The sequence below is a fragment of the Kitasatospora sp. NPDC059577 genome, from assembly GCF_042735475.1.
In the GTDB taxonomy this organism is placed as follows: Bacteria; Actinomycetota; Actinomycetes; order Streptomycetales; family Streptomycetaceae; genus Kitasatospora.
This window is the reverse complement of the sequence record NZ_JBHWBZ010000052.1, coordinates 52,484-72,274: the sequence shown is the minus strand read 5'-3', so window position 1 is coordinate 72,274 and position 19,791 is coordinate 52,484. Positions and strand designations below refer to the sequence as shown.

22 protein-coding genes are annotated in these 19,791 nt (G+C 71.8%); 6 read left to right on the top strand and 16 right to left on the bottom strand.

What is annotated here, in order from left to right; all coding sequences use genetic code 11:
• Positions 1 to 202: 202 nt before the first annotated feature.
• Positions 203 to 1,585, bottom strand: coding sequence for a glycine--tRNA ligase (locus ACFV0O_RS31020; RefSeq protein WP_030233601.1), 1,383 nt, complete (start codon positions 1,583 to 1,585; stop codon positions 203 to 205).
• Between the two features lie 182 nt (positions 1,586 to 1,767).
• Between ACFV0O_RS31020 and ACFV0O_RS31015 the strand changes: the two genes are divergently transcribed.
• The 4 genes from ACFV0O_RS31015 to ACFV0O_RS31000 are packed head-to-tail and all read left to right on the top strand — an operon-like array spanning position 1,768 to position 5,008.
• Positions 1,768 to 2,853 (top strand): metal ABC transporter substrate-binding protein, encoded by a 1,086-nt coding sequence (locus ACFV0O_RS31015; RefSeq protein ID WP_380347028.1) that lies wholly within the window; start codon positions 1,768 to 1,770, stop codon positions 2,851 to 2,853.
• Positions 2,854 to 2,868: 15 nt separating this feature from the next.
• Positions 2,869 to 3,633, top strand: coding sequence for a metal ABC transporter ATP-binding protein (locus tag ACFV0O_RS31010; protein ID WP_360248761.1), 765 nt, complete (start codon positions 2,869 to 2,871; stop codon positions 3,631 to 3,633).
• Entirely contained in the window at positions 3,630 to 4,562 is a 933-nt protein-coding gene (locus tag ACFV0O_RS31005; protein WP_380347020.1) for a metal ABC transporter permease, read from the top strand. The genes ACFV0O_RS31010 and ACFV0O_RS31005 overlap by 4 nt, the downstream gene beginning before the upstream one ends.
• A gap of 35 nt (positions 4,563 to 4,597) precedes the next feature.
• Positions 4,598 to 5,008, top strand: coding sequence for a Fur family transcriptional regulator (locus ACFV0O_RS31000; RefSeq protein WP_189918013.1), 411 nt, complete (start codon positions 4,598 to 4,600; stop codon positions 5,006 to 5,008).
• A gap of 112 nt (positions 5,009 to 5,120) precedes the next feature.
• Here the strand turns inward: ACFV0O_RS31000 and ACFV0O_RS30995 are convergent, their stop codons facing one another.
• The 4 genes from ACFV0O_RS30995 to leuA all read right to left on the bottom strand — a co-directional run bounded on the left by ACFV0O_RS30995 (position 5,121) and on the right by leuA (position 9,790).
• Entirely contained in the window at positions 5,121 to 5,954 is an 834-nt protein-coding gene (locus tag ACFV0O_RS30995) for an isoprenyl transferase (RefSeq protein ID WP_380347018.1), read from the bottom strand.
• A gap of 4 nt (positions 5,955 to 5,958) precedes the next feature.
• On the bottom strand, positions 5,959 to 6,705 hold the full coding sequence (gene recO / locus ACFV0O_RS30990) for a DNA repair protein RecO (protein ID WP_360248752.1): 747 nt from the start codon (positions 6,703 to 6,705) through the stop codon (positions 5,959 to 5,961).
• 342 nt (positions 6,706 to 7,047) lie between these two features.
• Positions 7,048 to 7,743 (bottom strand): TerB family tellurite resistance protein, encoded by a 696-nt coding sequence (locus tag ACFV0O_RS30985; protein ID WP_380347016.1) that lies wholly within the window; start codon positions 7,741 to 7,743, stop codon positions 7,048 to 7,050.
• 250 nt (positions 7,744 to 7,993) lie between these two features.
• Complete coding sequence (gene leuA, locus ACFV0O_RS30980; RefSeq protein WP_380347014.1) at positions 7,994 to 9,790, bottom strand: 2-isopropylmalate synthase; 1,797 nt, start codon at positions 9,788 to 9,790, stop codon at positions 7,994 to 7,996.
• 337 nt (positions 9,791 to 10,127) lie between these two features.
• Here leuA and ACFV0O_RS30975 point away from each other — a divergent pair, with 337 nt between their 5' ends.
• Positions 10,128 to 11,150: a M4 family metallopeptidase gene (locus ACFV0O_RS30975; RefSeq protein WP_380347013.1), complete on the top strand. Its 1,023-nt coding sequence runs from the start codon at positions 10,128 to 10,130 to the stop codon at positions 11,148 to 11,150.
• 176 nt (positions 11,151 to 11,326) lie between these two features.
• A complete protein-coding gene (locus ACFV0O_RS30970; protein WP_360248740.1) occupies positions 11,327 to 11,593 on the top strand; it encodes a protealysin inhibitor emfourin in 267 nt (88 codons plus the stop codon).
• A 123-nt stretch (positions 11,594 to 11,716) separates the two neighbouring features.
• Here the strand turns inward: ACFV0O_RS30970 and era are convergent, their stop codons facing one another.
• The 11 genes from era to ACFV0O_RS30915 all read right to left on the bottom strand — a co-directional run bounded on the left by era (position 11,717) and on the right by ACFV0O_RS30915 (position 19,640).
• Positions 11,717 to 12,646, bottom strand: a complete 930-nt coding sequence (era, locus tag ACFV0O_RS30965; protein ID WP_049651090.1) for a GTPase Era — start codon at positions 12,644 to 12,646, stop codon at positions 11,717 to 11,719.
• Between the two features lie 88 nt (positions 12,647 to 12,734).
• Positions 12,735 to 12,902, bottom strand: a complete 168-nt coding sequence (locus tag ACFV0O_RS30960; protein ID WP_360248737.1) for a hypothetical protein — start codon at positions 12,900 to 12,902, stop codon at positions 12,735 to 12,737.
• A gap of 160 nt (positions 12,903 to 13,062) precedes the next feature.
• On the bottom strand, positions 13,063 to 13,416 hold the full coding sequence (locus ACFV0O_RS30955; RefSeq protein WP_360248734.1) for a cytidine deaminase: 354 nt from the start codon (positions 13,414 to 13,416) through the stop codon (positions 13,063 to 13,065).
• A gap of 28 nt (positions 13,417 to 13,444) precedes the next feature.
• Positions 13,445 to 13,990 carry a DUF4383 domain-containing protein gene (locus tag ACFV0O_RS30950; RefSeq protein WP_380347010.1) on the bottom strand — a complete coding sequence of 182 codons (546 nt, stop codon included), beginning with the start codon at positions 13,988 to 13,990 and terminating at the stop codon, positions 13,445 to 13,447.
• Between the two features lie 26 nt (positions 13,991 to 14,016).
• Positions 14,017 to 14,253 (bottom strand): hypothetical protein, encoded by a 237-nt coding sequence (locus tag ACFV0O_RS30945; RefSeq protein WP_360248728.1) that lies wholly within the window; start codon positions 14,251 to 14,253, stop codon positions 14,017 to 14,019.
• Positions 14,254 to 14,286: 33 nt separating this feature from the next.
• Complete coding sequence (locus ACFV0O_RS30940; protein WP_360248725.1) at positions 14,287 to 15,612, bottom strand: hemolysin family protein; 1,326 nt, start codon at positions 15,610 to 15,612, stop codon at positions 14,287 to 14,289.
• A gap of 19 nt (positions 15,613 to 15,631) precedes the next feature.
• A complete protein-coding gene (ybeY, locus tag ACFV0O_RS30935) occupies positions 15,632 to 16,126 on the bottom strand; it encodes an rRNA maturation RNase YbeY (RefSeq protein WP_030061268.1) in 495 nt (164 codons plus the stop codon).
• Positions 16,127 to 16,140: 14 nt separating this feature from the next.
• On the bottom strand, positions 16,141 to 17,274 hold the full coding sequence (locus tag ACFV0O_RS30930) for a PhoH family protein (RefSeq protein WP_380347008.1): 1,134 nt from the start codon (positions 17,272 to 17,274) through the stop codon (positions 16,141 to 16,143).
• Between the two features lie 265 nt (positions 17,275 to 17,539).
• Positions 17,540 to 18,463, bottom strand: a complete 924-nt coding sequence (locus ACFV0O_RS30925; RefSeq protein WP_380347007.1) for a ribonuclease Z — start codon at positions 18,461 to 18,463, stop codon at positions 17,540 to 17,542.
• A gap of 6 nt (positions 18,464 to 18,469) precedes the next feature.
• Positions 18,470 to 18,823, bottom strand: coding sequence for a histidine triad nucleotide-binding protein (locus tag ACFV0O_RS30920; RefSeq protein ID WP_380347006.1), 354 nt, complete (start codon positions 18,821 to 18,823; stop codon positions 18,470 to 18,472).
• Between the two features lie 52 nt (positions 18,824 to 18,875).
• Positions 18,876 to 19,640, bottom strand: coding sequence for an RDD family protein (locus ACFV0O_RS30915; RefSeq protein WP_380347005.1), 765 nt, complete (start codon positions 19,638 to 19,640; stop codon positions 18,876 to 18,878).
• Positions 19,641 to 19,791: the final 151 nt, after the last annotated feature.

Sequence of the window (19,791 nt, the reverse complement as noted above, 5' to 3'; positions counted from 1 at the left end):
CTCGTACTGGACGTACTTGGACGATTCGGCGGTGCGTCCAGCCGGGATGCCCGGCGTCGTGCGCGCGGCGGGAATTGTCAGACAAGCCCTAGGGCCCGTCCGGCCGAGGCAGCGGCCGACGCCCGGTGCGTGGAGCAGAAGCAGGAGCCCCCGCCCGCCCCGGTTCGGGGTGGACGGGGGCTCCCCGGCGGAAGGACCCGACCTAGCAGCCGATCAGGCGCGCACCGAGGTACGCCTTGACCTGGTCCAGCGAGACGCGCTCCTGCGACATGGTGTCGCGGTCGCGGACGGTCACCGCGTTGTCCTCGAGGGTGTCGAAGTCGACGGTGACGCAGAACGGCGTGCCGATCTCGTCCTGGCGGCGGTAGCGCTTGCCGATCGCGCCGGCGTCGTCGAACTCGACGTTCCACGCGGTGCGCAGGTCGGCGGCGAGGCCGCGGGCCTTCGGCGAGAGGTCGGCGTTGCGCGACAGCGGCAGGACGGCGACCTTGACCGGGGCCAGGCGCGGGTCGAGCCGCATGCCGACGCGCTTCTCCATGACGCCCTTGGCGTTCGGCGCCTCGTCCTCGAAGTAGGCGTCGATCAGGAAGGCCAGCATGGCGCGGTTGAGGCCGGCCGCCGGCTCGATGACGTACGGGAAGTAGCGCTCGCCGGACTCCTGGTCGAAGTACTTCAGGTCCTGGCCGGACGCCTCGCTGTGCACCCGCAGGTCGTAGTCGGTGCGGTTGGCGACGCCCTCCAGCTCGGAGAACTCACTGCCACCGAAGTTGAAGCGGTACTCGATGTCCACCGTGCGCTTGGCGTAGTGGGAGAGCTTCTCCTTCGGGTGCTCGAAGAAGCGCATGTTCTCGGTGCGCAGGCCGAGGCCGACGTACCAGTCCCAGCGCTGCTGCAGCCAGTACTCGTGCCACTGCTCGTCCTCGCCGGGCTTGACGAAGAACTCCATCTCCATCTGCTCGAACTCGCGGGTCCGGAAGATGAAGTTGCCGGGGGTGATCTCGTTGCGGAAGCTCTTGCCGGTCTGGGCGATGCCGAACGGCGGCTTCTTGCGCGACGTGGTCTGGACGGCCTTGAAGTTGGTGAAGATGCCCTGGGCGGTCTCGGGGCGCAGGAACGCCAGGCCGCTGGCCTCCTCGGTGACACCGAGGTGGGTCTTCAGCATGCCCGAGAAGTCCTTGGGCTCGGTGAACTGGCCCTTGGTGCCGCAGTCGGGGCAGTTGACGTCCTTGAGGCCGTTCGGCGGCGGGAAGCCGTGCTTGGCCTCGTACTTCTCCTCCAGGTGGTCGGCCCGGTGGCGCTTGTGGCAGGAGAGGCACTCGGTCAGCGGGTCGTTGAAGGTGGCGACGTGGCCGGAGGCCTCCCAGACCTCGCGGGCGAGGATCACCGACGAGTCGAGTCCGACGACGTCCTCACGGGCCTGGACCATCGCGCGCCACCACTGGCGCTTGATGTTCTCCTTGAGCTCGACACCCAGCGGCCCGTAGTCCCAGGCGGCACGCGTGCCGCCGTAGATCTCGCTGCAGGGGTAGACGAAGCCACGGCGCTTGCTCAGGCTGACGATCGTGTCGATCTTGTCGGCGGCCACAGTGCTCTCTTCAGTACGTACGGCACGGTCAGGGCACGGCTGGTTGCGCGTACCCGAATACCTCAGGTTACCGGCCATATGGGTACGTGGTTCAAATCGGTATCGTCCGGCCGCCCCCACTCTTCGCCACCTGCCGTTCACCCGTCCGAGTGAGTTGACAATCATTTCCATCTGAGATGAGAATGATTGTCATGATGATCGGACGACGTACCCGCAGCTCCATAGCCCTCGCCGCCACCGCCCTCGTCTCCTCCCTCGTCCTCACCGCCTGCGGAGGCAGCAGCAGTGCCGACAGCGGCAACGGCAAGCTCAAGGTCGTCGCGTCCTTCTACCCGATGGAGTTCCTCGCCCGGCAGATCGGCCAGGAGCACGTCACGGTCACCGACCTCACCGCCGCCGGCGTCGAGCCGCACGACCTGGAGCTCACCGCCAAGCAGGTCGGCGCCGTCCAGAAGGCCGACGCGATCATCTACCTCAAGGGCCTGCAGCCCACCGTCGACCAAGCCGTCGCGCAGTCCTCCAGCAAGCACCGGATCGACGCCACCGCCGCCAGCCCGCTGGTCGACCACCACCTCGACGAGGGCGAGGCGGCCGACGGCCACAAGCACGAGGGCCCGGCCGGCGACCCGCACATCTGGCTCGACCCGACCCGCTACGCGGCGATCGCCAGGAGCGTCGGCGACGAGTTCGCCAAGGCCGACCCGACCCACGCCGAGGACTACCGGAAGAACACCGACGCGCTGGTCACCTCGCTCACCGCGCTCGACCAGGACTTCCGGACCGGACTGAAGGACACCCGGACCAGGACCTTCGTCACCAGCCACGCCGCCTTCGGCTACCTCGCCGACCACTACGGCCTCACCCAGGTCGCCATCAACGGCGTCGACCCGGAGTCCGAGCCCACCCCGGCCCGCCTCGCCGCCGTGCAGAAGGCCGCCAAGGACAACGGCGTCACCACGATCTTCTTCGAGACCCTGGTCAGCCCCAAGCTCGCCGACACCGTCGCCAAGGACCTCGGCCTCAAGACCGCCGTCCTGGACCCGCTGGAGGGTGTCAAGGACACCTCCAAGGACGACTACCTCACCGTCATGAAGCAGAACCTGGCCAACCTCCGGGCCGCCCTCGGCGCCACGACCGGCACCGGCACCACGACTGGCACCGGCACCACGACCGGCACCGACGCCCCGGCCGCGAGCAGCACCTCGGACGCCACCCCGGCCGCAAGCCCGGCCGGCCAGGACGCCACCACCCCTGCCGCCACCAGCTGACGGGACGCGAACACCATGACCCACGCGATACCCCCGGCCGTCCGCCTCCGTGACGCCGTCGCCTCCCGCGGCGGCCGACCGGTGCTGCGCGGCGTCGACCTCACCGTCCGGCCCGGCGAGGTCGTCGCCCTGCTGGGCGCCAACGGCTCCGGCAAGTCGACCACCGTCAAGACCGTGATCGGCTCCGTCCCCCTGGAGCACGGCACCCTGGAGCTGTTCGGCGCCCCGTACGGCTCCTTCCGCGCCTGGCACCGCATCGGGTACGTCCCGCAGCGCACCACCGCCGCCTCCGGCGTCCCGGCCACCGTGCGCGAGGTCGTCTCCACCGGCCGGCTGCCCCAGCACCGGCTGCTGCCGTTCCGCCGCAAGGACCGCGAGGCCGTGGACCGCGCCCTGGCCGCCGTCGGCATGCTGGAGCGGGCCGGGGACGGCGTGGCCGACCTGTCCGGCGGCCAGCAGCAGCGGGTGCTGATCGCCCGCGCCCTGGTCGGCTCCCCCGACCTGCTGATCATGGACGAGCCGATGGCCGGCGTGGACTCCGCCAGCCAGCAGGTGCTCGCCGAAACCCTGCGCACCGAGGTCGGCCGCGGCGCCGCCGTCCTCCTCGTCCTGCACGAACTCGGGCCGCTGGAGCCGCTGATCGACCGCGCCGTCGTCCTGCGGGACGGCTGCGTCGCCCACGACGGCCCGCCCGTGCCCAACACCGGCCTGCACGCGCTGCCCGGCCACGACCACGTCCACCCGCACGCCGACCTGACCCCGCCGAGGCTGCTCGCATGACCGAGATGCTGTCCTACGACTTCATGCAGCGCGCCCTGCTCGCCGCCGTCCTGGTCGGGATCACCGCCCCCGCCGTCGGCATCTACCTGGTGCAGCGCCGCCAGGCCCTGATGGGCGACGGCATGGGCCACGTCGCGATGACCGGCGTCGGCCTCGGCTTCATCTTCCAGACCAGCCCGGTCTGGATGGCCGTGCTGGTCTGCGTGCTCGGCGCCGTCACCATGGAGCTGGTCCGCTCGCGCGGCAACCAGCGCGGCGACATCGCCCTCGCGATGCTCTTCTACGGCGGCATGGCCTGCGGCAAGCTGCTCGTCTCGCTCTCCGCCGAAGCCGGCGCCGGCTCGCTGGAGAGCTACCTGTGGGGCTCGATCCTCACCGTCGCCCCCGCCGACCTGGCCGCCATCGCGGTGCTCGGCGCGGTGGTCATCGCGGTCACCGTCGGCCTGCGCCGCCAGCTCTTCGCGATCTGCCAGGACGAGGACTTCGCCCGGGTGACCGGCCTGCCGGTGCGCACCCTCAACCTGCTGCTGGCCGTGATGGCCGCGGTCACCGTCACCGTCGCCATGCGGGTGGTCGGACTGCTGCTGGTCAGCGCCCTGATGGTGGTCCCGGTGGTCGCCGCCCAGCAGCTCACCCGTTCCTTCGCCGCCACCCAGGCCGCCTCGATCGCGCTCGGCGTGGTGGTCTCGCTGGCCGGCGTCACCGGCTCGTACCAGCTCGACGTGCCCTCCGGCCCGGCCATCGTGCTGCTCGCCATCGCGGTCTTCGCGGTGTTCAGCGCGCTCGCCGCGCCGCTCGCCCGGCGGCGCCACCGCGTCGACACCGAGCAGGGACCGAAGGTCTGCGACGTCGAACTGCCGGTCCAGTCGCCGGACCGCACTTCCTCCGGCACGACCGCCCCTGAGGGGCGGGCCGGGCTGGCACAATGAGGTGCGAGACGACCACGACCCCAGGAGGACCCACGGTGACCACCGCAGGCCCGTCGCCGCGCGCCCGATCGACCCGGCAGCGTGCCGCCGTCTCGGCGGCCCTGGACGAGATCGCGGACTTCCGCAGCGCGCAGGAGCTCCACGACCTGCTCAAGCACCGCGGGGACTCCGTCGGTCTGACCACGGTCTACCGCACCCTGCAGTCGCTCGCGGACGCCGGTGAGGTGGACGTGCTGCGCACCGCCGACGGCGAGGCGGTCTACCGCCGGTGCAGCAGCGGGCACCACCACCACCTGGTCTGCCGGCACTGCGGCGCCACCGTCGAGGTGGAGGGCCCCGCGGTGGAACGCTGGGCGAACTCCGTCGCCGCCGAGCACGGCTTCAGCGACATCGCGCACACGCTGGAGATCTTCGGCACCTGCGCGGAGTGCGCCAAGAAGGCCTGAGCCCCGCACGCCGTCCGCTCGCGGCCCGCGTACGACGAAGAGGACCCCCGGGATCTGCCCGGTGGGTCCTCTTCGTCGTACGCGGGGGCTGCGCCGGCCCGTCCGGTCGGCGTCAGAACTGGGACGGCCGCGGGGCGGGCAGCTCGTTCGGGATCGCCCCGCCGAAGCGCCGGTCGCGCATCGCGTACTGCTCGCAGGCGCGCCACAGGTCCCGCCGGTCGAAGTCCGGCCAGAGCACGTCCTGGAACACGAACTCGGCGTAGGCCGACTGCCAGAGCAGGAAGTTGGAGGTGCGCTGCTCCCCGCTGGGGCGCAGGAAGAGGTCCACGTCCGGCATGTCCGGGTGGTACATGTACTTGGCGAGGGTCTTCTCGTTGACCTTCTTCGGGTCCAGCTTCCCGGCCGCGACGTCGCGGGCGATCCCCTGCGCCGCGTCCGCCAGCTCGGCCCGGCCACCGTAGTTGACGCACATGTAGAGCGTGACGGCGTCGTTGTCCTTGGTGTGCTCCTCGGCGACCTGGAGCTCCTGGACGACGCTCTTCCACAGCTTGGGCATCCGGCCGGCCCAGCGGATCCGCACGCCCATCGCGCCCATCTCCTCGCGGCGGCGGGCGATGACGTCCCGGTTGAAGTTCATCAGGAACTTCACCTCGTCGGGCGAGCGCTTCCAGTTCTCGGTGGAGAAGGCGTACAGCGAGATGTTCTTGACCCCGAGCTCGATGGCGCCGGCGAGGACGTCCAGCACCACGGACTCGCCGACCTTGTGGCCCTCGGTGCGGGGCAGTCCGCGCTCCTTGGCCCAGCGGCCGTTGCCGTCCATCACGATGGCGACGTGGCCGGGGACCAGCTCACCGGGGATCTTCGGGGGCTGTGCGCCGCTGGGGTGCGGGGTCGGGGGCGCGTACGCCCGCTGCTTGCCGCCGCCGAAGAGCCGTCGCGCTGCCATGTGCTCACTTCTCCACGTATCTCATCGAGCGGATGCCCCGCTCCAGGTGCCACTGCAGATAGGCCGCGACCAGGCCGCTGCCCTCCCGCCAGTACCGCGGCTCGCAGGCGTCGGCCGTCCGCCAGTCCCCTGACAACAGCGCCCCGAGCAGTACCAGTGTCTCAGGGGAGGGTACGGCACATCCGGGGACACGGCAGTCCGCGCAGAGCACCCCGCCCGCCTGGAGCGAGAAGAAACGGTTCGGCCCGTCCAGGCCGCACTTGGCGCAGTCGGTGAAGCTCGCGCCGTACCCGTTCACCGCGAGCGACCGCAGCAGGAAGGCGTCCAGTACCAGGTGCGACTCGTGCAGCCCCGCCGCCAGCGTGCGCAGCCCGCCCACCAGCAGCAGGTACTGCTGCACGGCGGGCTCCCCCTCGTTCTCGGCGAAGCGCTCGGCCGTCTCCAGCATCGCCGTGCCGGCGGTGTAGCGGCCGTAGTCGGTGACGATCGACCCGCCGTACGGCGCGATGGTCTCCACCTGGGTGCAGAGCGGCAACCCGCGGCCGACCAACTCACTCCCCCGGCTGAAGAACTGCACGTCCACGTGCGAGAACGGCTCCAGGCGGGCACCGAACTTGGACTTGGTCTTCCGCACCCCGCGCGCCACCGCCCGCACCTTGCCGTGCTGGCGGGTCAGCAGGGTGATGATCCGATCGGCCTCGCCGAGCTTCTGCGCCCGCAACACGACGCCGTCGTCCCGGAAAAGACTCATGGGGACCATTGTCCCCCAGCCGCGGACAACCGCGGACAGCCGTGTTGCCCGCACCGGGGCCGTAGGGGAGGACCACTGCGGTGCGGGTCACGGCGGGCCCGGAGGGGGGTTCGGGCCCGTTTTTGTGGGGGATCTCGGAGATGGTCCACGGGTGGTCGACGGTCGGGGTCGACGGTCAGGGGTGTGACGTGGCCGCAGGGGCCGGGGGTGGGCGGTGTCTCGGGGGTGAGCGGTGTCTCCGGGGGTCGACGGTGTCTCGGGGGCCGGCGGTGGCCGACGGCCCCCGGCGGTGTCCCGCGGGGTCGGCGCTGCGCTCGCGGCCCGTCGTGCGCCCGGGTCGGGCTACTTGTACGGGGTCCGGGTCGCCGCCTCCAGCAGCGCCCCGACCCGGGCCTTCGGCAGGTCCAGGCAGCGCCCGACCGCGGCCAGCGCCTCGCGCTCCTGCGGCAGGTACCGACCGTCGGCCAGGGCGATCGCCGCGCCCTGCAGCAGCAGCCGCTCGCGGCCCTGGTGGGCGATGTGGGGGGTGAGCGGTTCGAGCACCGCGTGCAGTTCCACGGCCAGGCCGCCGGTGTCCCCCAGCCTCCGGCCGGGGGGCGACTCCAGTTCGTGGGCCTCGTAGAGCTCGCCGCCGAGTCCGGACAGCGCCGCGAGCGCGGCCAGCACCTGGGCCTCGCCGCAGTCCTCGAACCCGGCCTCGCGCACCGCCGCGCAGGCCGCCTCGCGGGCCGCCCGGTGGGCGGTGCCGCCGGCCGCGAGCAGGGTCAGCGCGATGGTGTACTGCGCGTCCCGCAGCATCCCGCCCAGTCGCACGCAGGTCGGCTGTTCCAGGCTCTCGACGCCGTACCGGCCGTGGCAGCTGGTGCACTGCACGCTGCCGATCACCGGTCCGAGCGGGAGCACCGGGGTGCCCAGCAACCGCAGCCACCGCCGGCCGTGCTGCCGGCGGTAGTTGCGGTCCCCGCCGCAGCCCGGGCAGAAGAAGTCACCGAGAACGTCAGTCCGCCACCGCGGGCGAACACCCCACAACCTGGTCACGGCGCCACTCCCCAGACATGGCAGGCGGCCTGCTCGACGATGGGCAGGTCACGCGACCGGACACCGGGCCGTCCCACCGACCCGGCTTTCCGGTGGATCGATGTTGCCACGGTTACCGGCACGTGTCAGTACCTCGAACGGCTTCCGATCCCAAAAAATGTGGCGCAGGACACAGCGCCCCGACGGAGGTGCCGGAGCACGGCGAAGGGCCGCCCCGCAGGACGGCCCCGCCGCGTGCCACTCGTACGAACTACCCGCGCTGCGACCGGTTGACGGCGCTGATCATCGCCTTCAGCGAGGCCAGCACGGTGTTGCCGTCGATCCCCACGCCCCACAGCACCTTGCCGTCCACCGCGCACTCGACGTACGCGGCGGCCTGGGCGTCACCGCCCTCGCTCAGCGCGTGCTCGGCGTAGTCCAGGACGCGGACGTCGAAGCCGATCCTGGCCAGCGCGTCCGCGAAGGCCGAGACCGGGCCGTTGCCGGTACCGCTCAGCGCCACCGGGGCGCCGTCCACCACGGCCTCCGCGGTCAGCGCGTCCCGGCCGTCCTCGGTGGTCAGGGTACGCGAGCCGCTCAGCGACAGCCGGCCCCACGGGTTGCCCGTGGTCGGCAGGTACTCGTCCTCGAAGACCCGCCAGATCTCCGCCGGGGTGACCTCGCCGCCCTCGGCGTCGGTCTTGGCCTGGATGATCCGGGAGAACTCGATCTGCATCCGGCGCGGCAGGTCCAGCTTGTGGTCGTTCTTCAGGACGTACGCCACCCCGCCCTTGCCGGACTGGCTGTTGACCCGGATGACCGCCTCGTACGTGCGGCCGACGTCCTTCGGGTCGATCGGCAGGTACGGCACGCCCCAGGTGTGCTCCTCCACCGGCACGCCCGCCGCCTTCGCGTCCGCCTCCAGGGCGTCGAAGCCCTTCTTGATGGCGTCCTGGTGCGAGCCGGAGAAGGAGGTGTACACCAGGTCACCGGCGTACGGGTGGCGCGGGTGCACCTCCATCTGGTTGCAGTACTCGGCGGTGCGGCGCACCTCGTCGATGTCGGAGAAGTCGATCTGCGGGTCGATGCCCTGCGAGAACAGGTTCATCCCCAGCGTCACCAGGTCGACGTTGCCGGTCCGCTCGCCCTGCCCGAACAGACAGCCCTCGATGCGGTCCGCGCCCGCCATGTACGCCAGTTCGGCGGAGGCGACGGCGGTGCCGCGGTCGTTGTGCGGGTGGACCGACAGGCAGACGAACTCGCGGCGCGACAGGTTGCGCGACATCCACTCGAACTGGTCGGCCTGGACGTTCGGGGTGGCCCGCTCGATGGTGGCCGGCAGGTTCAGGATGATCTCGCGGCCCTCGCCGGGCTGCCAGACGTCCATGACCGCCTCGCAGACCTCCAGCGCGAAGTCCAGCTCGGTGTCGACGAAGATCTCCGGCGAGTACTGGTATCCGAAGACGGTGTCGTCGCCCAGCAGCTTCTCCGCGTACTCCATCACCAGCCGGGTGCCGTCGGTGGCGATCGCCCTGGTCGCCGCCCGGTCGTTGCGGAACACCACCCGGCGGAACAGCGGCGCCGTCGCGTTGTACAGGTGGACGGTCGCGCGCGGGGCGCCGACCAGCGACTCGACGGTCTTCTCGATCAGCTCCTCGCGGGCCTGCGTCAGCACCGAGATGGTGACGTCCTCGGGGATCGCCCCCTCCTCGATCAGCGACCGCACGAAGGCGTGGTCGGTCGCCCCGGAGGAGGGGAACCCGACCTCGATCTCCTTGTAGCCCATCGCGACCAGCAGATCGAACATCTTGCGCTTGCGGGCCGGGGACATCGGGTCGATCAGGGCCTGGTTGCCGTCCCGCAGGTCGGTCGAGAGCCAGCGCGGCGCCTTGGTGATCACGGCGTCCGGCCAGGTGCGGTCCGCCAGGTCCACGGCGCCGAACGGCAGGTAGCGCCCGTACCGCATGCCCGAGGGCTGCTGGCGCACGGAGGCGGCGGTGATCGGGGTGGGCCGGTCGACGAAGGCCGGGGCGGCGGGGACGGACGCGGCGGAGGTCTGCTCGGTCATGGAGGTGACTCTCGGCTTCCTGTGGATGCGTGGTGCGGGCGGGTCGGGAGGGATCAACACCGACTGGCCGGCCTCTGCTGCCGCTGCACGACCCGCCGTTGGGTCGCCCGATGACGCGCACAGCTCGTTCCCCGCGGCGAGGGAGCCGGCCCCAGTGGACTACAGGCCCTCGACGCGGCAGCTAAGAAGAAGCAGCCCGTTGCGCATGATGGGACCCAGCGTAACCCAGCGCCGCGCGCCCCCGAAGTGATCCGGGCCCCCGTTCCACTCCTTGAGACGTCGACCGGTCATGTCAAGGGTGATGACATCCGGTCACCGGAGCCTCACCCTGGGCCACATGACTGCAGCAGTACCGATCTGCGCGATCGTCCCGCCGTACGTCCTGGACCGCCTCGCCGAGGCCGGTCACGAAGCCGCCGTCCACTCCCTCGCGCTCGACGACGCCCACCGAGCGGCCCGCCTCTCCCCGCCCCCGCCCGCCGGCGGCGCCCCGGGACTCGACCGGGTGGTCTCCGACGCCGGCCACGGCCGGCGACTGCCCGGGCGCACCGCGCGCACCGAGGGCCAGGCGGCCGTCACCGACGCCGCCGTCAACCACGCCTACGACGGCCTCGGCGCCACCTTCGCGCTCTACGCCGACGCCTTCGGCCGGCGCTCGATCGACGACCACGACCTGCGGCTGGACGCCAGCGTCCACTACGGCCGCAACTACGACAACGCCTTCTGGAACGGCCACCAGATGGTCTTCGGCGACGGCGACGGCGAGATCTTCGGCGACTTCACCGCCTGCATCGACGTCATCGGCCACGAACTCACGCACGGCGTCACCCAGTTCACCGCCGGACTGGACTACCAGGACCAGCCCGGCGCGCTCAACGAGTCGGTCTCCGACGTCTTCGGCTCGCTGGTCAAGCAGTACGCGCTGCACCAGTCCGCCGCCGACGCCGACTGGCTGATCGGCGCCGGCCTGCTCGCCCCCGGGATCCAGGGCGTGGCACTGCGCTCGATGAAGGCGCCCGGCACCGCCTACGACGACCCCCGGCTCGGCAAAGACCCGCAGCCCGCACACATGCGGGACTACGTGAACACCGCCGAGGACAACGGCGGGGTGCACATCAACTCCGGCATCCCCAACCACGCGTTCTACCTGCTGGCCACCGCCCTCGGCGGCTCGGCCTGGGAGCGCGCCGGGCGGATCTGGTACGACGCGCTGACCGGGCGCACGCTGCCGGCCGACGCCGGCTTCACCGCCTTCGCCCGGGCCACCGTGGCCGCCGCCGAGGCCCGCTACCCCGACCAGTCCTCGATCGCGGACACCGTCACGGCCTCCTGGGCGCAGGTCGGCGTCAGCCCGGGGTGACCGGAAGCCCCAGGCCGGACCGCCGGATCCGGGCCTCCGGGCCGGGCCTGCGGGCCGGACCTGCGGGCCGGGTCTCCGACCGACCGAGACCGGTTGAGACCGGGTTGAGGTGCGCTTAAGGTCACGGTCCGGGAAAAGCGCCGCAAAAGCCTTCCCTGCGTAGCACCATGGACACCATGCGTATCCAGGTGACCCGGACCGGCGGCTTCGCGGGAATCGTCCGCCACGCGGAGCTCGACACCGCCGAGCGCACGGACGCCCCGCACGTCCACGCGCTCGCCCGCGAGGCCGTCGCGGGCGGGTTGCGCGCCCCCTCCTACGGGGTGCCGGACGGCTTCCACTACGAGATCACCGTCGACGGCCGGAAGGTCTACTGCGCCGATCCGAAGCTCACCGACTCGCAGCGGGAGCTGGTGTCACTGGTGTTGCGCGAGGGCGCCTAGGATCCGCCTTCCGGCCCCTGCCCGTGGGGCCGGGGAACGGCGGTGGCCCGCCCGGACGCTGCACGTCCGGACGGGCCACCGGCCATCCCGTTCTCGCCGAACTCCCTTTCCGGGAGGGCTGGTTCAGAAGCCGAGCTTGCGCAGCTGCTTCGGGTCGCGCTGCCAGTCCTTGGCGACCTTGACGTGCAGGTCGAGGTAGACCGGCGTGCCGAGCAGTGCCTCGATGTGCTTGCGGGCGGTGGTGCCGACGTGCTTGAGCCGCGCGCCCTTGGCGCCGATCACGATCGCCTTCTGGCTCTGCCGCTCGATGTAGACGTTGGCGTGGATGTCCAGCAGCGGGCGGTCCGCCGGGCGGCCCTCGCGCGGGAGCATCTCCTCGACCACGACGGCCAGCGAGTGCGGCAGTTCGTCCCGCACGCCTTCGAGCGCGGCCTCGCGGATCAGCTCGGCCACCATGATCTGCTCGGGCTCGTCGGTGAGGTCGCCCGCCGGGTAGAGCTGGTCGCCCTCCGGCAGCAGCTTGGTGAGCAGGTCGGCGACCAGCTCCACCTGCTTGTCGCCGACCGCGGAGACCGGGATGATCTCGGCCCACTCGAAGCCCAGCTCGATGCCGAGCTGGTGGATGGCGATCAGCTGCTCGGCCAGGCGCTTGGAGTCGACCAGGTCGGTCTTGGTGACGATGGCGACCTTCGGGGTCTTCTTGATCCCGGCGATCTCCTTGGCGATGAACTTGTCGCCGGGGCCGATCTTCTGGTCGGCGGGCAGGCAGAAGCCGATCACGTCGACCTCGGCCCACGTGGTGCGGACCAGGTCGTTGAGGCGCTCGCCGAGCAGCGTGCGCGGCTTGTGGAGGCCGGGGGTGTCGACCAGTACGAGCTGGGCGTCGGGGCGGTGCACGATGCCGCGCACGGTGTGCCGGGTGGTCTGCGGTCGGTCGGAGGTGATCGCGACCTTCGTCCCCACCAGGGCGTTGGTCAGGGTCGACTTGCCCGCGTTGGGCCGGCCGACGAAGCACGCGAACCCGGAGCGGTACGAGGAGGAAGGGGCATTCATGGGCTCCATTCTCCCTGATCACCGGAGCCCCGCCGTCCGGGGTCGTCCGAGGGGGCTCCGACGGCCGCGGGCGCGCCCGGCGCGGGGCTCAGCCCTTCTTGCCGCCCTTGCCGCCGCCGGGGATCAGCGAGACCACCACCAGCACCAACAGGAAGGCCAGCGAGCCGAACAGCCAGACCTGCGATCCGGTCTCCTGCCACTTGCCCAGCCCCATCACGAACAGCAGCAGCCCGGCGAAGAACGCCACCGCCCCCATGCCCCAGTCCCCTCACCGAGTCCACTCCCCCGGTGAGATTATCTGCAGAAGCCATGGGGGCAACCACGCCGGGCCACCCTGGCCGGAAAGGCCTCCCCGAGGCCCCCGCCGACGTTCCCGACGGCGCCCCGCCCCGCCTCCGACGCCCCCGCGCGAGGCCTCAGCGCGCCTCGGCGGCCACCCGCAGCACCCCGTCCGGACCGGCCAGCAGCACCGGCGTCCCCGCCCCGCCCAGGTCCCGCACGGCGGCCAGGTCCGCCTCGGCGGGCTGCTCCGCCTCGCTCACCACGGCCGCCGCCTCCAGCGACCTGGCGCCACTGGCCACCGCCATCGCCACCGCCGTCTGCAGTGCGCTCAGCCGCAGCGACTCCAGGGCGACCGTCCCGGCCACGTAGGTGCGACCGGTCTCGTCACGCACCGCGGCCCCCTCGGGGACGCCGTTGCGGGCGCGGGCCGAGCGGGCCAGGGTGATGATCTTCTTGTCTTCGGGGTCGAGCTCGACGATGTCACTCATGCCGCCGAGCATAGGGACCCGTCGCGGATCAGTGGCCGACCGGGTGGGTAGGGCCCGGGTTCGGGTTCATGACCTTGACGAAGGTCTTCGGCCCGGACGGCATCGGCTCCTCGGTCTCCGCACGGTGGCGCCAGTACGGGTTGTCGTGCGGCAGGTGGCTGCTCACCCGGCCGTACATGCCGAAGGTCGTCAGGACGACCCCGAAAAGGAACGCGAACAGCACGTTCGACATCCGGAAGTTGAGGATGTTGGCGTCCGGGCGTCCGAGCACCGTCAGGCCGTAGAAGCCGGACACCACGAACAGCACGCCCACCACCATGTTCAGGTTGGCGGCGAAGTTCCCGCCGATCACCGCGCCGATCACCAGGATCGCGCCCACCACGATGGACAGGACGGCCAGCGTCCCGTTGGTCGACAGCCCGACGATCCGGTCCCCCTCGGTGTCCAGGAAACCCGGGTGGTCGGCCAGCCCGAGGGCGCCGAACACGATCAGGAAGACCCCCCCGAGTCCCGCTCCGATCCGCCAGACCAGGAGGAGCTTGTGGTCGACGGGCAGTTCGTCTTGCAGCTTCATGGCGACCTCCATGGCTCGGCCACGGCCTAGCTGTAGGGATGGCTCCCCTGCATGTGCGGCACCTCGTGCATGTAGAGCGAGCCGCACTGCTGGCAGCACCGCAACCCGGTCCCCCACTCCTGCTCGGGCCGCGTCTCGGCGTCGTCGGGCATGGTGCGCCCGCAGAGCGCCACCGACAGGTCCTCGTCCCGCACCACGTGCCAGGACTTGACTCCGCCGGCCGCCCCCTGCGGGCCGTACTCCGCGCGAAGTTTGTGCGTCATGCCCTCCATGGTCGCTCGGCGACCGCCCACCCGCTACTCGCCCGCCGGGTCCTCGGGGTCGTCGGTGGCGCGGACCGGGGCGGCGACCACGGAGCCGATGCGGTTGCGGCGGCCGGCCGAGGACTCGGCGGTCAGCAGGATGCCGGTCAGGCCGTCCTCGACGGGTTCCGGCAGCGGGATCTCGCAGGCGGAGCCGGGGATCGGCACCCGGCCGAGGTGCTTGGCCAGCAGTCCGCCGACGGTCTCGACGTCCTCGTCCTCCAGCTCGATGCCGAACAGCTCGCCCAGGTCCTCCACCAGGAGGCGGGCGGTGATCCGGTACGAGCCGTCACCGAGGTCCTCCACCGGCGCGATCTCCCGGTCGTACTCGTCGGTGATCTCGCCGACGATCTCCTCCAGGACGTCCTCGATGGTGACCAGGCCGGCCGTGCCGCCGTACTCGTCGATCACGATCGCGACGTGCGAGCGGCGCTGCTGCATCTCGCGCAGCAGGTCGCCGGCCGGCTTGGAGTCCGGGACGAAGACGGCCGGGCGCATCACCGCGCCGACCTCCTCGGCCTCCGCCTCCCGGTTGATGTGGGTACGCCGCACCAGGTCCTTGAGGTAGACGATGCCGACCACGTCGTCCTCGTTGTCGCCGACCACCGGGATCCGCGAGAAGCCCGAACGCAGTGCCAGGGTGAGCGCCTGACGGACGGTCTTGTGGCGCTCGATCATCACCAGGTCGGTGCGCGGCACCATCACCTCGCGCACGATGGTGTCGCCCAGTTCGAAGACCGAGTGCACCATCCGGCGCTCCTCGTCCTCGATCAGGTCGTCCTTCTCGGCGAGGTCCACCAGCGCCCGCAGCTCCGCCTCGGAGGCGAACGGCCCCTCCCGGTAGCCCTTGCCCGGGGTCAGCGCGTTGCCGAGCAGGATCAGCAGCCGCGGGATCGGGCCGAGCACGGCGGCCAGCGGCAGCAGCACGAAGGAGGCCGCGGTGGCCGTGGTGAGCGGGTGCTGGCGCCCGATCGTGCGCGGCGAGACTCCCACCGCGACGAAGGACACCAGCACCATCACGCCGAACGCCAGCAGGACGGCCTGCCAGGTCGGGGTGACGTTGCGCACGCACACCACGGTGACCAGGACGGCCGCCGCCATCTCGCTGGCCACCCGGATCAGGGTGGCCAGGTTGAGGTAGCGGATCGGGTCGGAGGCGAGGGTCAGCAGCCGCGCGGAGCCGCGCCGTCCGACCCGGACGGCCTCCTCCGCCCGGAACCGGGAGACCCGGGAGATGCCCGCCTCGGCGCACGCGGCCAGCCAGCCGAGCACGACGAGCAGCACGGCACCCAGGATGAAGCTCGTACTCTCACCACTCACAGGGGTTCGGGCTCCGCGCTCAGTGGGTGGTGGGGGCCGGGGAGATGCCGCCGAGGCCGCGGCCCGCCCGCCAGTCGTCCAGGATGCGCTTCTGGAGGGCGAACATCTCCTCCTCCTCCTCGGGCTCCTCGTGGTCGTAGCCGAGGACGTGCAGCACGCCGTGCACGGTGAGCAGTTGCAGCTCCTCGTCCATCGAGTGCTTGGAGGGGGCGGCCTTGCCCTGCTGCTCGGCGACCTCGGGGCAGAGCACGATGTCGCCGAGCAGGCCCTGCGGCAGCTCCTCGCCCTCCTTGCCGGGCCGCAGCTCGTCCATCGGGAAGGACATCACGTCGGTGGGTCCGGGGAGGTCCATCCACTGGATGTGCAGCTCCTCCATCGCCGCACCGTCCACCAGGATCACGGACAGTTCGGACTGCGGGTGGATCCGCATCTTGTCCAGGGCGAAGCGGGCGACGTCGAGGATGGCTTCCTCATCGGCGTCCCAACCGGACTCGTTGGCGATGTCGATCGACATGACGGGCTGTGTGCTCAGCTTTCGGTGCGATGGGACTGGCGGGGTGCGCGGGGCGCGGTCGTCTTGCCCGGGCGCCGCTGGGCGGGCTTGCGGGCGGCCGGGGACGCGTCCTCGGCCTCCTGACGGGCGTCCCAGCGCTCGTACGCGTCCACGATCCGGCCGACCAGCTTGTGGCGGACCACGTCGGTGCTGGTGAGGACGGAGAAGTGGATGTCGGGCACGTCGGCCAGGATCTCCTGGACGACCTTGAGGCCGCTGCGGGTGCCGCCCGGGAGGTCGATCTGGCTGGTGTCGCCGGTGACGACCACCCGGGAGTTGAACCCGAGGCGGGTGAGGAACATCTTCATCTGCTCGGGCGAGGTGTTCTGGGCCTCGTCGAGGATGATGAAGGCGTCGTTGAGGGTGCGGCCGCGCATGTACGCGAGCGGAGCGACCTCGATGGTGCCGGCCGCCATCAGGCGCGGGATGGAGTCCGGGTCCATCATGTCGTGCAGCGCGTCGTAGAGCGGGCGCAGGTAGGGGTCGATCTTCTCGTAGAGGGTGCCGGGCAGGAAGCCCAGCCGCTCCCCCGCCTCGACCGCCGGGCGGGTCAGGATGATCCGGTTGACCTCCTTGGCCTGCAGGGCCTGGACGGCCTTGGCCATCGCCAGGTAGGTCTTGCCGGTGCCGGCCGGGCCGAGGCCGAAGACGATCGTGTGCTTGTCGATCGCCTCGACGTAGCGCTGCTGGTTGAGGGTCTTGGGACGGATCGTGCGGCCGCGGTTGGACAGGATGTTCGCGGTGAACACCTGGGACGGCGCCGGGCTGTCCGGGTCCTCCGCCTGGCTGCGGAGCATCGCGATGGAGCGCTCCACGGAGTCCTCCGTCAGGGGCTGGCCGGTGCGCAGCACCAGCATCATCTCGTTGAAGAGCTTCTGCACGAGGGCGACCTCGGCGCGCGCCCCGGTGGCCGTCACCTCGTTGCCGCGGACGTGGATGTCGGCGGCGGGGAAGCCCTGCTCGATCACGCGCAGCAGCGAGTCCGCGGCGCCGAGCAGGGTGACCATCGGGTGCTTCTCGGGGATGACGATCCGGGCGCTGACGTGGCCGTCGTCGGCCGGTTCGGGGCGCGACTGACCGTTGGTACGGGTCTGCGATGTGTCACTCATAGGTCGGCGCTGGGGCCTGCCTCATCCCATCCGTGGTGTCGTGTGCCGCTCGGTGTCTCCGGGGCACCAGGGTACGCCGCAGGCGTGATCGCCGCGGCGGGCGGCGGGGCCGCACCCGTCGATGCTGCGGCAGTTCGGGGGACGGCGCGAGCCCTTTTTCCGCGGGTGCCCGGCGCGGGCCGGTCCACGGCCGGCGCGGGCGGGGCCACGGCCGGTGCGGGCGGGGCCGCGGCCCGGGTCGCGGCCGTCGGCGGCGGGGGCGGGTTCACGGCTGGCGGCGGGCGGGGACGGGCACCCGGGCGAGGTCGGCGGCCAGCACCAGCTCCCCGTCGAAGTGCTTGCGGGCGTCGGCCAGGTGCTGGCCGAGGTCCGGGTAGCGCTGGGAGAAGTGGGTCAGCACCAGGGTGCGCGCGCCGGCCTCGGCGGCGACCTTGGCGGCCTGCCCGGCGGTGAGGTGGCCGTGGTCCTCGGCGAGCCGGGCGTCGGCGTCGGTGAAGGTGGCCTCGACGACCAGCAGGTCGGTGCCCTCGGCGAGCGCGTACACGCCCTCGCAGAGCCGGGTGTCCATCACGAAGGCGAACTTCTGGCCCGGCCGCGGCTCGCTGACCTCGTCCAGGGTGATCTGGCGGCCGTCCACCTCGATCGCTCCCCCGTGCTGCAGCCGGCCCACCGCGGGGCCCCCGACGCCGAGCGCGGCGAGCCGTTCGGGCACCAGTCGGCGGCCGTCCGGCTCGGACAGCCGGTAGCCGAAGGACTCCACGGGGTGGTCCAGCCGCACGGCGTCCAGCGCGAAGCGGGCGCCGGGCGCGGGCAGCGGCCCGGGCTCGTCGATCGGCCGGGGCCGCAGGACGGCGGTCTCGTGGTAGGCGGTGGCGTGCCGCAGCCGCTCGAAGTACACCTCGCCGGAGGCCGGGAAGTAGACGTCCACCGGGTGCGGGACCCGGTCCAGGTTGATCCGCTGGATCACTCCCGCGAGGCCCAGGCAGTGGTCGCCGTGGAAGTGGGTGACCGCGATCCTGGTGATCTGGGTGGCCGTGACCCCGGCGTGCAGCATCTGGCGCTGGGTGCCCTCGCCGGGGTCGAACAGCAGCCCCTCGCCGTCCCAGCGCAGCAGGTAGCCGTTGTGGTTACGGTGCCGGGTGGGCACCTGGCTGGCGGTGCCGAGGACGACGAGTTCGCGCTGGGACACCTGGGATCAGACCATGCTCTCGGTCATGTGCGTGCCGCCGAGCACGTGGACGTGGGCGTGGAAGACCGTCTGCCCGGCCCCCGCACCGGTGTTGAAGATCAGCCGGTAGTCCGCGATGCCCTCGTCCTCGGCCACCCGGCCCGCCTCGGCGAGCAGTTCGCCGGCGATCTCCGGCTCGGCGGCGGCCAGCGCGGCCGCGTTCGGGTAGTGGGCGTGCGGGATCACCAGGACGTGCACGGGGGCCTTGGGGGCGATGTCGCGGAAGGCGAGGGTGCGCTCGGTCTTGCGCACCACGGTCGCCGGGATCTCGCCCGCCGCGATCTTGCAGAACAGGCAGTCGGGCTGCGGCTCGCCGGCCATCGGCTACTCCTCGGGATCGGTACGTCGGGTGGTGGGGCCGTACGGGCGCAGCCTAGCCGAGCCCGGCCACGGCCTGCTGGTACTCCTGCAGGTGCTTCCAGCGCACCGCACGCATGCCGACGATGTCGCCGTCGTCCAGGTCGAAGTCCTCGGAGATCAGCGCCACCGCGAGGAAGACGAAGCCGAGCAGCCAGCGCCTGGTGAGCCGCCAGGTGTTGGGCCGCATCACCCGCTTGGTGCGCACCACCCGCATCGCCAGGACCGCCTTCCCCACGCTGAAGCCGACGAGGCGGGCGAGCACCACCTGGTTGAGGAAGGACACGGCGAGGCCGACGACGAGCAGCGCCACGACGTACGGCACGGCCGGGCCGCCGCTCTGGACGGTGTGGCCGGCCACGTGACGGACCTTCGGCCGGCTCGCGGCGTCGGCGGCGACGAAGCCGAGGCCGACGGCGAGGGCGAAGTCGAGCACGATCGCCAGGAAGCGCCGCCCGCCGCCCGCCTCCTTGGGACAGGGCGGCAGGGCGGCGCCGGGCCGCGGGTGCTCCGGCTGCTGCGGGTAGGGGTTCGGGTACGGCTGCGGCTGCCCGTGCTGCGGCGGCTGGGGCTGCCCGTACTGCGGCGCCGACGGCTGCGCGTACCCCTGCGGCGGGTACCCCTGCGGTTGTTGCTGCTGCGGGTACCCCTGCTGCTGCGGCGGGTACGGCTGCGGTTGCGGCTGTCCGTAAGGGTCCTGGCCGTACGGGCCCTGGCCGTACGGATTCTGACCGTAAGGGTTCTGTCCGTGCTGCTGCGGCGGCGGGTAGCCCTGCGCCATGGTGGTTCCCCCGTGAGCTGTCGATCCGGTGCGCGATCAAGAAACAGGCCCGCATCCTACCCACGCCCGGGAGGGGGCAGTGGGGGCCGCCGGCGTACCGCGGCCCCGGGGGGGCACGCCAGGGCCCCGGCGGGGGCGGGCGGCCGGGGGT

Excerpts from the sequence above, each read along its gene's own strand:
- ACFV0O_RS30920 (WP_380347006.1), bottom strand. The coding sequence starts at position 18,823 with ATGGCCGGCGAGCCGCAGCCCGACTGCCTGTTCTGCAAGATCGCGGCG.
- ACFV0O_RS30975 (WP_380347013.1), top strand. The coding sequence starts at position 10,128 with ATGACTGCAGCAGTACCGATCTGCGCGATCGTCCCGCCGTACGTCCTG.
- ACFV0O_RS30960 (WP_360248737.1), bottom strand. The coding sequence starts at position 12,902 with ATGGGGGCGGTGGCGTTCTTCGCCGGGCTGCTGCTGTTCGTGATGGGG.
- recO (WP_360248752.1), bottom strand. The coding sequence starts at position 6,705 with ATGAGTCTTTTCCGGGACGACGGCGTCGTGTTGCGGGCGCAGAAGCTC.
- ACFV0O_RS30955 (WP_360248734.1), bottom strand. The coding sequence starts at position 13,416 with ATGAGTGACATCGTCGAGCTCGACCCCGAAGACAAGAAGATCATCACC.
- ACFV0O_RS30950 (WP_380347010.1), bottom strand. The coding sequence starts at position 13,990 with ATGAAGCTGCAAGACGAACTGCCCGTCGACCACAAGCTCCTCCTGGTC.
- ACFV0O_RS30970 (WP_360248740.1), top strand. The coding sequence starts at position 11,327 with ATGCGTATCCAGGTGACCCGGACCGGCGGCTTCGCGGGAATCGTCCGC.
- ACFV0O_RS30915 (WP_380347005.1), bottom strand. The coding sequence starts at position 19,640 with ATGGCGCAGGGCTACCCGCCGCCGCAGCAGCACGGACAGAACCCTTAC.
- era (WP_049651090.1), bottom strand. The coding sequence starts at position 12,646 with ATGAATGCCCCTTCCTCCTCGTACCGCTCCGGGTTCGCGTGCTTCGTC.
- leuA (WP_380347014.1), bottom strand. The coding sequence starts at position 9,790 with ATGACCGAGCAGACCTCCGCCGCGTCCGTCCCCGCCGCCCCGGCCTTC.
- ACFV0O_RS31010 (WP_360248761.1), top strand. The coding sequence starts at position 2,869 with ATGACCCACGCGATACCCCCGGCCGTCCGCCTCCGTGACGCCGTCGCC.
- ybeY (WP_030061268.1), bottom strand. The coding sequence starts at position 16,126 with ATGTCGATCGACATCGCCAACGAGTCCGGTTGGGACGCCGATGAGGAA.
- ACFV0O_RS31015 (WP_380347028.1), top strand. The coding sequence starts at position 1,768 with ATGATTGTCATGATGATCGGACGACGTACCCGCAGCTCCATAGCCCTC.
- ACFV0O_RS30945 (WP_360248728.1), bottom strand. The coding sequence starts at position 14,253 with ATGACGCACAAACTTCGCGCGGAGTACGGCCCGCAGGGGGCGGCCGGC.
- ACFV0O_RS31005 (WP_380347020.1), top strand. The coding sequence starts at position 3,630 with ATGACCGAGATGCTGTCCTACGACTTCATGCAGCGCGCCCTGCTCGCC.
- ACFV0O_RS30930 (WP_380347008.1), bottom strand. The coding sequence starts at position 17,274 with ATGAGTGACACATCGCAGACCCGTACCAACGGTCAGTCGCGCCCCGAA.
- ACFV0O_RS30995 (WP_380347018.1), bottom strand. The coding sequence starts at position 5,954 with ATGGCAGCGCGACGGCTCTTCGGCGGCGGCAAGCAGCGGGCGTACGCG.